Consider the following 13009-nt stretch of genomic DNA (forward strand, 5'->3'; position numbering starts at 1 on the left):
AAGCGAATGGGGGCCCGGCTGTAACCGGACCCCCAGTGCGCCTCACAGCAAGTTAGATCTGGGACTACTTAGCCGTGATGTTGTAGTAGAGAATTTCGCCGTTCCAGCCGGTCTCGGCCTTCGCAACGTTGTTGCTCCACACAATTGCCTTGGCATAGTCCCAAAGCGGCAAGCCCGGAAGGTCCTGGAACAGAACCTCCTGTGCCTGGTTGAACTTGGCGTTCGCGTCATCCGTGCTCTTGGCGGCGAGGCCCTCCTTGAGCAGCTTGTCGAACTCGGGGTTCGAGTACTTCTCATAGTTGGAGGAAGCGCCCGTTGCCCAGACCGGTCCCAGGAAGTTGTACAGCGACGGGTAGTCGCCCTGCCAGCCGGCGCGGGTCAGGCCCGGCAGCTGCTGGGACTTGCGGAGGTTCAGGACTTCAGCGAACTTGGCGAAGGGCTGGATTTCAGCCTGGATGCCGAGGTTGTTCTTGAAGCCGTTGGCCACGGCGTCGATCCATTCCTTGTGGCCACCGTCGGTGTTGGAGGCGATCTGGAGCGGCTTGGAGCTGTCGTAAGGCTGGATCTTCTCAGCCTGCGTCCAGAGGTCCTTGGCCTTGGCGGCGTCGAACTTCAGGACTTCGCTGCCCTTAAGGCCTTCCTTGAAGCCATCGATGACCGGCGGGGCAAAGGCCTTGGCCGGGGTACGGGTGCCGTTGAAGACAACCTTCGTGATTTCTTCACGGTTGATGGCGTAGGACAGCGCCTGGCGGCGGAGCTTTCCGGCTTCACCCTGGAAGTTCGGGTTGTAGCCGGGAATGTTCAGCGTGGCGTTGGTGGCAACAGGCTTGGTGGCGTTGCGGTCCGGGAAGTCGTTGACATAGGTCTTTGTGGCGTTGGACGGCAGAACATCGGTGATGTCGAGGTTATCGGCCTGCAGGTCCGTGTACGCGGGGCCTGGGTCGGTATAGAACTTGAAGGTGATGCCACCGTTTTTGGCCTCACGCGGGCCCTTGTAGTCCGGGTTCTTCACCAACGCGATTGACTGGTCATGGACCCAAGCGCCTTGCTTCTCGAACTTGTAGGGACCGTTGCCCACCGGGTTTTCCCCAAAGGTCTTCGGGTCCGCCAGCGCGGCCGAGGGCAGCGGGTAGAAGGCGGAGTACCCCAAGCGCAGGGACCAGTCGGCCTCAGGCTGGGTGAGCTTGACCGTGATCGTGGAATCATCTGTTGCTGCCAGGCCGGACATCTTGTCGGCCTTGGGAGCGGGCGTGGTGGTGGTCTTGCCGTCCGCGGATTTCTCCGTAGTTACGGCTGAGACGTCCTCATAGCCGGCGATGGACTCGAAGAAGAAGCTGTTGTTCTGCAGGTTCTTGGAGTTGGCCGCAAAGTTCCAGGAGTCGACGAAGGTCTTGGCGGTGATGGCTTCACCATTGGTGAACTTCTGGCCCTGCTTGACCTTGATGGTCCAGTTCTGGGCGTCGGAGGAGTCGATGGACTCGGCCAGCGAGTTCACTGCTTTGCCGTCGGCATCATACGTGCGGAGGCCTTCGAAAAGCAGGTTGATGACGCGGCCGCCATTCGTTTCATTGGTGTTCGCCGGCAGCAACGGGTTTTGCGGTTCGCTGTTGTAAGCGGTGATCACCTTGTTCGGGTCGCCGGCAGCGCTGCTGGACCCGTTGGTGCTGCCGCCGCCGCCGGCGCCGCACCCGGTCAGGGCAAGCGCGGTGATGGCCGCGATACCCAGTGCTTTGGAAGTGCGCGTAAAACGCATTCCGCCTCCTATGAGTTGTGGGAGAGATGTATAGGGGAATCTTGTGCTTCCCCGCAGGTCGGACGCAGCTCACCGCTGTGACGAAACCTACACAATACGAGTTAGCCTAACCGCACGAAGTCCAGATATTGGTACTCCGTTGCCAAACCGTGACCGGCGGCTTTTCAATGCCCCGGGCGGCGGCGATAGTTAGGCACGTCACATGCTACTCGCCGGTAGGCCTTACGGCGAATCGGCGCCGCAAGAGCCAAAGGACCCTAAAAAGGACGTGGCCGCGGCTAGGACAGCCGCCACTCCGCAACGTTCCACCACACGCCGAGGGGACCGGGGCTGGTCTTCACGCTTACCACCCGGGAATTGAACGCCGTTGTTCCCGGGGTTTGATAAAGGGGGAGGCCATACGCGTCCTCCCAGATGTGCTTGTCGATCCCGGCCAGAAGCTCGTCCTGTTTGCCCAGGTCCGTGGTCACGGCCAGTTGTTCCATGATCTTGTCCGCGTCGGCGTCGGAATATCCCGTGAAGTTGCTGCCGGCCCCGGTGCGGAAGATCTGCGGCACCCTGCTGACACCCGCTTCAGTCCCGATCCAGCCTGACAGGGCGGCGTCGTAGCCGCCCCGGCTCAACGCGGCAGCCCACTCTGCACTCCCCTGGCCGCCGTCGACAACCCGGAATCCCGCCAGGGCGGCCGAATCGCGGATCAGGGCGAAGGCTTTGGCCCGGTTCGGGTTGTCCCGGTTATAGAGAATGCGGATGCTGGGGGTGGCGTCCTTAAGGAGCCTCTTTGCGCCATCGATGTCCACCTTGGCGTAATCGGAAGACCCGTTGTTTTTCACGGTCTCGTCGTACTTTGGCTGTCCGGGCAGGAACACTTGGGAGTCCAGCGGCTTGTTGTCCGCCACCTGGGTGCCCACCACGGCGTCCACGATCGCCTGCCGCGGCACCGTTTTGAGGAAGGCTTCCCGGACATCCTTGTCCGCAAACGTTCCGGAGAAGTTGAGGTCAAGGTGGTCGTAGCCGGACTGTTTGTACCGTTCAACGGTGATGCCCTGGCCTGACAGGCCGGTGAGGAGATTGTCCGTGGCAGCCGAGGGCTGGGGCGAAATGATGTCCGCCTGCCCGTTGCGCAGAGCATCAACCGCCGCCGGCACGGCCCCCGTGAACCGGACATTGATCTCATCCAGCCACGGTTCCGCGCCCCACACGTAGTCCCGGTTCCGGACCAGCTTCATGGAAACTTCAGGCACGATGTCGCGGACAATGTAGGGGCCGCTGGACAGGTAGAGCGCAGGATCATCCGGAACGGACTTCGTGTCGAAGCCGGTGTTCCAGAAATCGCTGACCTTTTTAAGGGCCGGGTGCGACGCCGGCTTGTCCGGGTTGCCCCGGGGCGTGTCCTTGAGGAGCTTGACCAGGTCTTCCTCATCGTTGAGTCCGCTCTTGGCAGCGACGACATGGGCCGGGAGTCCGACGTCGAACGCCACTTCCCAGTCAGCGTACGGTGCGGCGTACTCAATGGTGATGGAACGGCCGTCCGACCCGATTTCGGGAAACAGGGTACCCGCCAGGCCTGTGGTATCGGAGGCAACCGAGAAGTACTTGGTGCCCTTCCCCGCTGCGGGGTCGACGTCATCGAAGTAACCTGACCCGGCGGCCCAGCTCAGCAGGAGGTCTGCAGCTCCGATGGGCGCACCGTCCGACCACTTCACGCCCTCATTGACCGTGTACTTTACTTTGAGCGGCTGGTCAGAGACCTTCTCGAAGTGCCCGAACTTGTCGTTGCGGACCACCTTGGAGCTGTCGTCCAGGTAGAAGAAGCCCGAGTGTGTGATGGCGCCGATCTTCGAGTTGATGTCGGTGTTGCCGCTGGCGCTGTAGGGGTTGAACGAGGAGAATGCGTTGACCTCGGCCACGGTGACGCTGCCGCCCCGCTTTGCCTCCCCCACCACCACGGACGGGGCGCTGCCGCCCGAACAGCCGGAAAGAACCAGGGCAGCCGCCAACGCGGCGATGAGCAACTGCATCAGACGCCGGACCGGCATGCCGCCTCCTTGTGGTTTTCCCTCTCCGGAGGGGACTGGGGCCGCTTCGATCACGCCCTACAAACTCAGGATACTTGGTGCTGCTGCCCGCCAGCCCAATCCGTGCCCCCGCCACAAGGAGGTAGTCCGGGCCGCCGGACGGGACCTACGGCCCGAGCCCGGGCCCGGCTTACTCCGTAGCATGCTGGCAACGGAACCTCAGGAAGGAAAAGCTCGATGAGCATCCCCCAACCGTCCAATGTGCCCGGAAGTGCAGTCCCGCCCCTCGAACTGCCGTACTACGGTGCTCCGCCGGTGGACGCGGTCAAACGCGTCTTCCAGAAGTACGCGGTCTTCTCGGGGCGCGCCAGCCGAAGCGAATATTGGTGGTGGTTCCTCGCTTCCGGGCTGGCCTCAGCGGTGCTGAATTCCATCAGTCCCACTGTAGTCAACGGCCAGGTGACGGGGTCCAGCGCCCTGGGTGGTTTGTGGTTTCTCGCCACCGTTGTCCCGTCACTCGCGGTGGCGTCCCGGCGCCTCCACGACGTGAACCTCAGCGCCTGGATGCTGCTGCTCGCCCTCATCCCCGTGCTTGGATGGATTGTGCTCATCGTGCTGCTCGCACAGCGGGAGAACCCGTATGGCCAGCGTTTCGACAAGTACCCTGCACCGGAGCGTGGGCAGGCATCATCCGCTCCCCCGTCCTGGCCTCAGCAGCAGCCTCCCTACCCGCCAGGTCCCGCGGGTCCGACCGGGCCGTAGGCCAGGGCAGACCTCCGGCAGTTTTTCGGCCTGGACAGTAGCCAGCATGATTCCGGGGCGGCAGTGCGCCTGTTCCTGCGGAAATCAGACGTTGAAGCGGAACTCCACCACGTCGCCGTCGGCCATGACGTATTCCTTGCCTTCGATCCGGACTTTGCCGCGGGATTTCGCCTCAGCCATGGATCCGGCGTCCACAAGGTCGTCGAAGGAGACTACTTCGGCCTTGATGAAGCCGCGCTGGAAGTCTGAGTGGATGACGCCGGCTGCCTGCGGTGCCGTGTCACCCTGCCGGATGGTCCAGGCTCGCGCTTCCTTGGGGCCCGCCGTGAGGTAGGTCTGCAGCCCCAGGGTGTGGAAGCCCACGCGTGCCAGCTGGTCCAGGCCGGATTCGTCCTGGCCGTTCATCTCCAGCATCTCGCGCGCCTCTTCCTCGTCCAGCTCCACAAGGTCGGCCTCGAGTTTGGCGTCAAGGAAGATACAGTCTGCCGGGGCAACCATGGCGCGCAGTTCTTCCTGCTTTTCCGGGCTGCCCAGGATGCCTTCGTCGGCATTGAACACGTAGATGAAGGGCTTGGCAGTCAGCAGGCCCAGCTCCTTGAGGTGTTCCATCTCCAGTTTGTCGCTCTTGATGGAGGAGTAGATGGTGTCTCCCCGCTCCAGCACCGCCTGCGCTGCCTTGATGGCGGCGAGCTCGGCGGCTTCCCGCTTCTTGATCTTGACTTCTTTTTCGATCCGCGGGATGGCTTTTTCGATGGTCTGCAGGTCCGCGAGGATCAACTCGGTGTTGATCGTCTCCATGTCCGAGCGGGGATCCACCTTGCCGTCGACGTGGATTACGTCGGGGTCATCGAAGACCCGGACAACTTCGGCGATGGCTTCAGCTTCGCGGATATTGGCCAGGAACTGGTTGCCAAGCCCCTCCCCCTCCGATGCGCCCTTCACGATGCCGGCGATGTCGACGAAGGATACCGCGGCGGGCAGGACGCGCTGGGAGCCGAAGATCCCGGCGAGCTTCTGCAGCCTGGGGTCCGGGAGGTTCACGACGCCGACATTGGGTTCGATGGTGGCGAACGGATAGTTCGCGGCCAGGACCTGGTTGCGGGTGAGCGCGTTGAACAGGGTTGATTTGCCGACGTTGGGCAGTCCGACGATGCCAATAGTAAGAGCCACGAGGATTGATTCTACCCGCCGGACCCCGCCGCCCTGTACCCGGGAATGTCACTGCCCATGATTGTCAGAGCCCCGTGCAACAGTGAAGCCATGGATGCTTTTGCCTTGATTCTGGCCCTCTTCATGCTGCTGCTCGGTGCGCTTGCCGGCGCTGCAGCCACCTATTTCTCATTGCGCCGGAACTCGCACGCCCTGGAGTCGGACTTCGACCAGGTGTCGTCCCGCCTGTCCGATGTCACGGCGCAGCTGGCAGCGGCCGACGCCGAGCGGCGGCTTTTGGCCGCACAGAACCGTGAGCTGGGTGAGGCCCGGACACAGGACGGCAGCGTGCTGCGTGCCCTGGCGCCCGTGGCCGAGAAGCTGTCCGCGGTGCAGCAGCAGGTGGCACTGCTGGAGCGGGACCGGGTTGAGCAGTACGGCCAACTGGCCCAGCAGCTGCAGGAGGCCAGGCTGTCCGATGAACAGCTCATCCGTTCCACGCATGCCCTGGAATCGGCGCTGCGTTCCAACAGCGCCAGAGGCCAGTGGGGCGAGGTGCAGCTCCGGCGCGTAGTGGAGGCTGCCGGCATGCTCCGCCACGTCGACTTCGTCGAGCAGGTCCACAGCGCAGGCCACGACTCAGCTGTGCGGCCGGATCTGGTGGTGCAGCTGCCGGGTGAAAAGCAACTGGTGGTGGACGCAAAAGTCCCGTTGTCGTCCTACCTTGAGGCACAGGAACTGGACGCGGTGGACCCCCGCCTGGCACGGGCCGCCGGGCCACAGTCGGCAAACGACGGCCGGAACCGGCAGGCCCTGCTGGCGGCACACGCCAAGGCGCTGAGGGCGCACGTCGACGCGCTGGGTACCAAGAAATACTGGGACATCCCCGGGAACTCCCCGGAACTGGTGGTCTGCTTCATCCCGGCCGAATCCATCCTCGCAGCGGCATTGACTGCTGACGCCGGACTCCTGGATCACGCGCTGTCACGCAACGTTGTCCTTGCGTCACCGAGCACCCTCCTGGCCGTGCTGAAGTCCGTGGCGTTCACGTGGCGCCAGGACGTCCTGACGGACAGTGCACGCGAGCTCTTCGAACTTGCGCGGCAGCTGTACGACCGGATGGGCACGCTGGGCGAGAATGTCACCAAGCTGGGATCGTCACTGAAGACCTCAGTGGACCGTTACAACGCCATGGTTGGCACACTGGAAGCCAGGGTCCTGCCCACAGCGCGGAAGCTCAACAGCCTGGAGGAGTCCGGCCTGGTTGCACCTTCGCTGGTGGAAGTTACCCCGCGGGCGTTGGTGGCACCGGAACTGCAGGGCGACGACGAAGCGGCCTGAGACGGCCGCCGGCATGCGGAAAGGGCCGGGCAGCGTGGTGGCTGCCCGGCCCCTTCCGTTGAGATGTGGTGACGGTTGAAATGTGATCGCGGTTTTAGCTGCGGGACCGGCGTCCGCCCAGCGCGCGGCTGACATCGCCGGCCTGCTTCAGGGTGGCCCGGAGTTCCTTGGGCAGCGAGAAGAGGAGGTCTTCCTCGGCCGTAACCACTTCCTCCACGGCTCCGTAGCCGTAATCAGCCAGCAGCCGCAGCACGTCCTGCACCAGCACCTCGGGAACGGATGCCCCCGAGGTCACACCCACGGTTGCGACGCCTTCAAACCACGCCTCGTCAACCTCGTTGGCGAAATCCACCCGGTACGAGGCCTTGGCACCGTATTCGAGCGCCACCTCCACCAGCCGGACAGAGTTGGACGAGTTGGCCGAACCCACCACGATCACCAGGTCCGCCTTGGGCGCAATTTTTTTGATGGCCACCTGGCGGTTGGTGGTGGCGTAGCAGATGTCGTCGCTGGGCGGATCCTGCAGGGTGGGGAACCGTTCCTTGAGCAGCCGGACGGTCTCCATGGTCTCGTCCACGCTCAGCGTGGTCTGCGAAAGCCAGATGACCTTTTCGGGGTCGCGGACAGTGACCTGGTCCACTTCGTGCGGGCCATTAATGATCTGGATGTGCTCCGGCGCCTCCCCTGAGGTGCCTTCCACTTCCTCATGGCCGTCGTGGCCGATCAGGAGGATATCGAAATCGTCCTTTGCGAAGCGGACGGCTTCCTTGTGCACTTTGGTGACCAGGGGGCACGTGGCGTCAATGGTGCGCAGGCCCCGGGTTTCGGCGGACTCGACCACTGCCGGGGACACTCCGTGGGCGGAGAAGATCACGAGGGCACCTTCGGGTACTTCGTCCGTTTCGTCCACGAAGATGGCGCCCTTTTCCTCCAGCGAGCTGACCACGTGGACGTTGTGGACAATCTGCTTGCGGACATACACGGGCGGCCCGTAGTGTTCCAGCGCCTTTTCGACCGCGATCACGGCCCGGTCAACGCCTGCGCAGTATCCGCGGGGAGCGGCCAGCAGCACCTTCTTGGTTCCGTTTACGGGGGCTGCGGCTGCTACCTCCTCAGGCGAGCGGCGCCTGCGCGGAATGGTTGGCATCGAAAGGGATACAGCCGAGGTGGTCATTCCTCCATGTTACCGGCTGGTCCCCACCCGTTTCCGGGATGCGAACAACGTCACAATGCCCACCGCCACCAGGACGCCACCGGCAACCCCGGCCGCGGCGATCCACGTTTGGAAGTCCGCGCCGGCAGCGGCAAGGAAATGGTCACGGAACATGTTGGCCACCGCATTGCCGGTGTCCGTGGCCTGGGCGCGGGCTGACCCCAGCTGCAGTCCCAGCCCCCACAGCCCCGCGAGCGCCAGTCCCCCAAGGCCGGCGGCCAGCAGCACCGTCCCGCGGCGGCGTGCCGCCACGAGCGCCAGCAGGAACGCTACGGCCGACCCGATGGCCAGGATGTAGCCCATGGGCGCGTAGGTGGCCAGCCGTTCAGTCCACTCCTTTTGCGCAGGCTGGCCTACATTGATCAGCGTCTGTTCCGGCGGGTCGAGGGGAAGCCTGGTGGTGCGGGAGATCTCCTCCGAGCCCAGGGCAACCAGCGGGGCAACGTCGAGGGTCAGGGACGACGCCGACGCTCCTCCCTGGGATGCCGCGGCAGGATCGGCAAAGCTGAGGCGGTGGCTTCTGCGGAGGGTCTCCTCCCAGGCCGCCGGATAGCCGGGCAACCCGGTCAGTGACTCCGCCGCCTTTTCAAGCATTGGCTCCACCAGACCCGAGAGGAACCCGGGAACCGCCCCGGTATCAATCGTTCCCACTGCGGCGGCGGCCAGCTTCTTTTGAAATTCCGTGTCCCTGCCAAGTGGAGCTGCAAGACGGACGAAGCCGTCTTCCTGGACGATGTTGCGGTCCACCCAGATGGCGGGAACGGCAACGGCGGCGAGGAGTATGCCCAGCACGGTGGCGATGGCAGAGATAAAAGTGCGCACAACAGGTCCTTAGGGGTTGGGGGCCTTATCCCATCCTAGGCAGGGTCCAGGGGCTGCCCCTGTCAGTCCCCGGTGCTAGACCTTATGGATAAGGTTGATTGACCGCCCACGACAGTTGAAGGACCGCATGCCCGCAGCACCAGCCTCCCACCGGCGTCCGCATGTCTGACCAGGCCTCGTTACCGGGTACTGCCCCCACTACGTTGCTTACCACCGCGGCGGAAACCAGCCCGGACAACCCGTGGCCGCTGCAGCTGCTGTCGCAGAAGCTCAAGGCCCACATCGACCGCACCCCGTCGGCGTGGGTTGAAGGCCAGGTCATTGAACTGAACCGGCGCGGGACCAACGCCTACATCACGCTTCGGGACGTGGACGCGGAGGTGTCGCTGCCGGCTTCCGTCTGGACCAAGGTCCTGGAGCGGCAGAACCTTCCACTGGAGCGCGGATCACGGGTGGTGGCCCTGCTGAAACCGGAGTTCTGGCTGAAGACGGGCCGGCTGAACATGCTGGTGCGGGACATCCGGCCGGTCGGACTGGGTGACCTGCTGGCCCGGATTGAGCGGCTGCGCCAGGCCCTCGCGGCTGAGGGTCTTTTCGCCGATTCCCGGAAGAAGCGGCTGCCCCTGCTGCCGCACCGCATCGGCCTGATCACGGGTCGGGATTCGGACGCCAAGAAGGACATCCTTCGCAACGCGGCCCTCCGGTGGCCGGCGGTGGAGTTCGAGATCCGCGAGGTGGCCGTCCAGGGAAACACGGCCGTGTCCCAAATAGTCCGTGCCCTGCGTGAGCTGGACGCCCGGCCTGAGGTGGATGTCATCGTCATCGCCCGGGGCGGCGGGGCACTGGAGGATCTCTTGCCCTTTAACAGCGAGGAGCTGATCCGTGCCGTGGCCGCGGCCAACACGCCCGTCGTGAGCGCCATTGGCCATGAGGCGGACCGCCCGCTGCTGGATTACGTCGCCGATCTCCGGGCCTCCACCCCCACCGACGCCGCGAAGCGGATCGTGCCGGAGGTATCCGAGGAACTTGCCGGGGTGCGCCAGGCGCGGGAACAGCTGCGGCGCTGCGTGGAACGGCTGGTGGACCGGGAGTCGGACCGGCTGGCGGCACTGCATTCGCGGCCCGTCATGGCGGCGCCCGAGGGCATGGTCTCCGTCCGGGGCGAGGAAATCGAACGGCTGCTGCGGCGCTCCTCCGCCGCGGTGAGCTCCACGGTGGTGCGGGCAGCGGACCAGCTGGAGCATCTGAAAGCCCAGGTCCGCGCGCTCTCACCGCAGAAGACCCTGGACCGGGGGTACGCCGTCGTCGAACTGGCAGGAGACCAGGCCGCACGGATCGCCGAGGCCGGCCACGCCGTCGTCCGCAGGCCCGCCGAAGCACCTGCAGGTGCCCCCTTGTCCATCCGTGTGGCGGAGGGACGCTTCGGGGCCACCTCCACCGGCCCTGCGGAGTCCACCAGGGCACCGCACCCAGGAAACCCAGACCAGCACCAGGAAGTGGAAGAGAAGGCATGACCGAACAGAAACCAGAATCCGACGTTGCCGCGCTGAGCTATGAGGAGGCCCGGGAGCAGCTCATCGCCGTGGTGGGCAGGCTGGAGGCCGGAGGGGCAAGCCTGGAAGAATCCCTGGCCTTGTGGGAGCGCGGCGAGGCACTGGCCGCGCGGTGCGAGGAGTGGCTCGAGGGAGCACGGAAGCGGTTGGCCGCTGCCCGCGACCAGCCGCTGTAAACAACCGCCGGACCAGGCCAGCCCTTGGGACCGCGGCTTTGTACCGGGCCACACTGCTCCGGCCCCAGGGCCCGGGCTCAGGAACGGGCTACGAGCTCCCGTTCGATGTCGACGTCGAATTCAGCCTTGGGCCACTCCAGGCGGAAATCGGACAGCGCCGACATCACCAATTGCTGCACGGCGATGCGGGCGAACCATTTCTTGTTGGCGGGAACCACGTACCATGGGGCAATCGCTGAACTGGTCTCTTCGAAGGCGGCCTGGTAGGCGGCCATGTAGTCATCCCAAAAGGCCCGTTCCTTCAGGTCGCCACTGCTGTATTTCCAGTGCTTGGCAGGGTTGTCCAAGCGGGCCAGCAGCCGGGATTTCTGCTCATCCTTGCTGATGTTGAGCATCACTTTGATGATCTTGGTGCCGGCGTCGGTTTGGCGGGCTTCGAATTCGTTAATGGCCCGGTAGCGCCGGTTGATTTCTTCCGGGGTGGCCCAGTTGTGGACGCGGTGGATGAGGACGTCCTCGTAGTGGGAGCGGTCAAAGATCCCTACCATCCCGGCTGCGGGGACCTCCTTCTCGATACGCCAGAGGAAATCGTAGGACTTCTCCTGCTCGGTGGGGGCCTTGAACGCCTTGAACTGGACGCCCTGGGGGTCCATGGTGGCCATGACGTGGTTGACGATTCCGCCCTTGCTTACTGTATCCATGGCCTGGAGGACCAAGAGGATCCGTTTCTTGCCGCCGACCCGTGATTCGGCGAACAGCTGTTCCTGCAGCTCCGACAGCGTCCCGTCCATCTCAGCCAGCAACGCCTCGCCGTCGGCCTTGTTGCCGCTGTAACCCGGAGTGGCGTCCGGGTCCACCGCGGCCAAGGAAAATCCCTTTCCAACGCGCAGGGTCTCAGACGGATGCTGGTCGAAGCCAACGACGCGGGCCATGGGGTTCCTCTCCGCAGGGGGTACACGGGCCCGGTGGCCCGTGAGCACAGGCTAGTTCCCCTGGTACCTGCTTAGGAAGTCCCCCATGCGCCCGATAGCCTCTTCGATGTCCTTCACGTTGGGCAGCGTCACCATGCGGAAGTGGTCCGGGCGCACCCAGTTGAAGGCACGGCCATGCGATACCAGGATCTTCTGTTCCCTCAGGAGGTCAAGGACAAATTTCTCGTCATCCCGGATGTGGTAGACCTCGGGGTCAAGCCGCGGGAACAGGTACAGGGCGCCTTTGGCCTGCTGAGTGCTGACTCCGGGAATGGCGTTCAGCATGTCGTAGGCCTTGTTGCGCTGCTCCAGCAGCTTACCGCCCGGGAGGATGAGGTCGTTGATGCTCTGGTAGCCACCCAATGCCGTCTGGATGGCGTGCTGGGCCGGCACATTGGCGCACAGGCGCATGTTGGCCAGGAGGTTGATGCCTTCCAGGTAGTCGGCGGCATCCTTCTTGGGTCCTGAAATGGCCATCCAGCCTGCCCGGTAACCGCAGACGCGGTAGGCCTTGGACAACCCGCTGAAGGTCAGGCACAGGACGTGGTCGCCGGTGAGGCTTACCAGGTTCACGTGGACGGCGTCCTCGTACAGGATCTTTTCGTAGATCTCGTCGGCAAATATCACCAGGCCGTGCTTTTCGGCCAGGGCCACGATGCGCTTCAGGGTCTGTTCCGGGTACACAGCGCCGGTGGGGTTGTTCGGGTTGATGACCACGATGCCCTTGGTGCGGGGTGTGATCTTGGCTTCCAGGTCCTCCAGGTCAGGCTGCCAGCCGGACTCTTCATCGCAGAGGTAGTGCACCGGCTTGCCGCCGGCGAGCGCCACGGACGCTGTCCAGAGCGGGTAGTCCGGCGTGGGGATGAGCACCTCGTCGCCTGAGTCCAGCAGCGCCATCAGGGACATGGTGATGAGCTCGCTGACACCGTTGCCCAGGTAGATGTCGTCAACGTGGATGTTCTGGATTCCGCGGGTCTGGTAGTACTGCGAGACGGCGGTGCGCGCCGAAAAGATGCCACGCGAATCGCTGTAGCCCTGGGCGTGGGGCAGGTGGCGGATCATGTCCACGAGGATGGCGTCCGGTGCCTCGAAGCCAAACGGCGCCGGGTTCCCGATGTTCAGCTTGAGGATCCTGTGGCCCTCCGCCTCCATCTGCTGGGCGGCTTCAAGGATCGGTCCACGGATGTCATAAAGGACGTTGTTGAGCTTCGTGGACTGCCTGAATTCTGCCATCCCTCAAATATGCCACAG

The 13009-nt window shown here is 64.2% G+C and carries 11 protein-coding genes; 4 read left to right on the forward strand and 7 right to left on the reverse strand.

Annotated elements, in window-relative coordinates; translation table 11 throughout:
• Positions 1 to 64: 64 nt before the first annotated feature.
• Together NMQ03_RS14380 and NMQ03_RS14385 are read right to left on the reverse strand one after the other, a co-directional pair.
• A complete protein-coding gene (locus NMQ03_RS14380) occupies positions 65 to 1753 on the reverse strand; it encodes an ABC transporter substrate-binding protein (RefSeq protein WP_255172744.1) in 1689 nt (562 codons plus the stop codon).
• A 278-nt stretch (positions 1754 to 2031) separates the two neighbouring features.
• Positions 2032 to 3792 carry an ABC transporter family substrate-binding protein gene (locus tag NMQ03_RS14385; RefSeq protein WP_255172745.1) on the reverse strand — a complete coding sequence of 587 codons (1761 nt, stop codon included), beginning with the start codon at positions 3790 to 3792 and terminating at the stop codon, positions 2032 to 2034.
• A gap of 216 nt (positions 3793 to 4008) precedes the next feature.
• On the opposite strand from NMQ03_RS14385, the gene NMQ03_RS14390 reads away from it, so the two are divergent.
• Positions 4009 to 4533 (forward strand): DUF805 domain-containing protein, encoded by a 525-nt coding sequence (locus NMQ03_RS14390; protein ID WP_255172746.1) that lies wholly within the window; start codon positions 4009 to 4011, stop codon positions 4531 to 4533.
• 84 nt (positions 4534 to 4617) lie between these two features.
• Here the strand turns inward: NMQ03_RS14390 and ychF are convergent, their stop codons facing one another.
• On the reverse strand, positions 4618 to 5703 hold the full coding sequence (gene ychF, locus NMQ03_RS14395) for a redox-regulated ATPase YchF (protein ID WP_159631466.1): 1086 nt from the start codon (positions 5701 to 5703) through the stop codon (positions 4618 to 4620).
• 90 nt (positions 5704 to 5793) lie between these two features.
• On the opposite strand from ychF, the gene NMQ03_RS14400 reads away from it, so the two are divergent.
• On the forward strand, positions 5794 to 7023 hold the full coding sequence (locus NMQ03_RS14400; RefSeq protein ID WP_255172747.1) for a DNA recombination protein RmuC: 1230 nt from the start codon (positions 5794 to 5796) through the stop codon (positions 7021 to 7023).
• A gap of 94 nt (positions 7024 to 7117) precedes the next feature.
• On the opposite strand, the gene NMQ03_RS14405 is transcribed toward NMQ03_RS14400, so the two are convergent.
• Both NMQ03_RS14405 and NMQ03_RS14410 read right to left on the reverse strand, forming a co-directional pair.
• Positions 7118 to 8197, reverse strand: a complete 1080-nt coding sequence (locus NMQ03_RS14405) for a 4-hydroxy-3-methylbut-2-enyl diphosphate reductase (RefSeq protein ID WP_255172748.1) — start codon at positions 8195 to 8197, stop codon at positions 7118 to 7120.
• 9 nt (positions 8198 to 8206) lie between these two features.
• Positions 8207 to 9058 carry a hypothetical protein gene (locus NMQ03_RS14410; RefSeq protein WP_255172749.1) on the reverse strand — a complete coding sequence of 284 codons (852 nt, stop codon included), beginning with the start codon at positions 9056 to 9058 and terminating at the stop codon, positions 8207 to 8209.
• Positions 9059 to 9219: 161 nt separating this feature from the next.
• Between NMQ03_RS14410 and xseA the strand changes: the two genes are divergently transcribed.
• Together xseA and NMQ03_RS14420 are read left to right on the forward strand one after the other, a co-directional pair.
• Positions 9220 to 10572, forward strand: coding sequence for an exodeoxyribonuclease VII large subunit (xseA, locus tag NMQ03_RS14415; protein ID WP_255172750.1), 1353 nt, complete (start codon positions 9220 to 9222; stop codon positions 10570 to 10572).
• Entirely contained in the window at positions 10569 to 10787 is a 219-nt protein-coding gene (locus tag NMQ03_RS14420; RefSeq protein ID WP_056334565.1) for an exodeoxyribonuclease VII small subunit, read from the forward strand. Before xseA ends, NMQ03_RS14420 begins: the two co-directional genes overlap by 4 nt.
• A gap of 77 nt (positions 10788 to 10864) precedes the next feature.
• On the opposite strand, the gene NMQ03_RS14425 is transcribed toward NMQ03_RS14420, so the two are convergent.
• Complete coding sequence (locus NMQ03_RS14425) at positions 10865 to 11719, reverse strand: PPK2 family polyphosphate kinase (protein ID WP_255172751.1); 855 nt, start codon at positions 11717 to 11719, stop codon at positions 10865 to 10867.
• Positions 11720 to 11770: 51 nt separating this feature from the next.
• Positions 11771 to 12991 (reverse strand): pyridoxal phosphate-dependent aminotransferase, encoded by a 1221-nt coding sequence (locus NMQ03_RS14430; protein WP_255172752.1) that lies wholly within the window; start codon positions 12989 to 12991, stop codon positions 11771 to 11773.
• Positions 12992 to 13009: the final 18 nt, after the last annotated feature.

Source organism: Arthrobacter sp. DNA4, assembly GCF_024362385.1.
In the GTDB taxonomy this organism is placed as follows: domain Bacteria; phylum Actinomycetota; class Actinomycetes; order Actinomycetales; family Micrococcaceae; genus Arthrobacter.

Coding starts and splice junctions, on each gene's coding strand:
- NMQ03_RS14425 (WP_255172751.1), bottom strand. CDS start 11,719: ATGGCCCGCGTCGTTGGCTTCGACCAGCATCCGTCTGAGACCCTGCGC.
- NMQ03_RS14430 (WP_255172752.1), bottom strand. CDS start 12,991: ATGGCAGAATTCAGGCAGTCCACGAAGCTCAACAACGTCCTTTATGAC.
- NMQ03_RS14380 (WP_255172744.1), bottom strand. CDS start 1,753: ATGCGTTTTACGCGCACTTCCAAAGCACTGGGTATCGCGGCCATCACC.
- NMQ03_RS14400 (WP_255172747.1), top strand. CDS start 5,794: ATGGATGCTTTTGCCTTGATTCTGGCCCTCTTCATGCTGCTGCTCGGT.
- NMQ03_RS14390 (WP_255172746.1), top strand. CDS start 4,009: ATGAGCATCCCCCAACCGTCCAATGTGCCCGGAAGTGCAGTCCCGCCC.
- NMQ03_RS14420 (WP_056334565.1), top strand. CDS start 10,569: ATGACCGAACAGAAACCAGAATCCGACGTTGCCGCGCTGAGCTATGAG.
- NMQ03_RS14385 (WP_255172745.1), bottom strand. CDS start 3,792: ATGCCGGTCCGGCGTCTGATGCAGTTGCTCATCGCCGCGTTGGCGGCT.
- NMQ03_RS14405 (WP_255172748.1), bottom strand. CDS start 8,197: ATGACCACCTCGGCTGTATCCCTTTCGATGCCAACCATTCCGCGCAGG.
- xseA (WP_255172750.1), top strand. CDS start 9,220: ATGTCTGACCAGGCCTCGTTACCGGGTACTGCCCCCACTACGTTGCTT.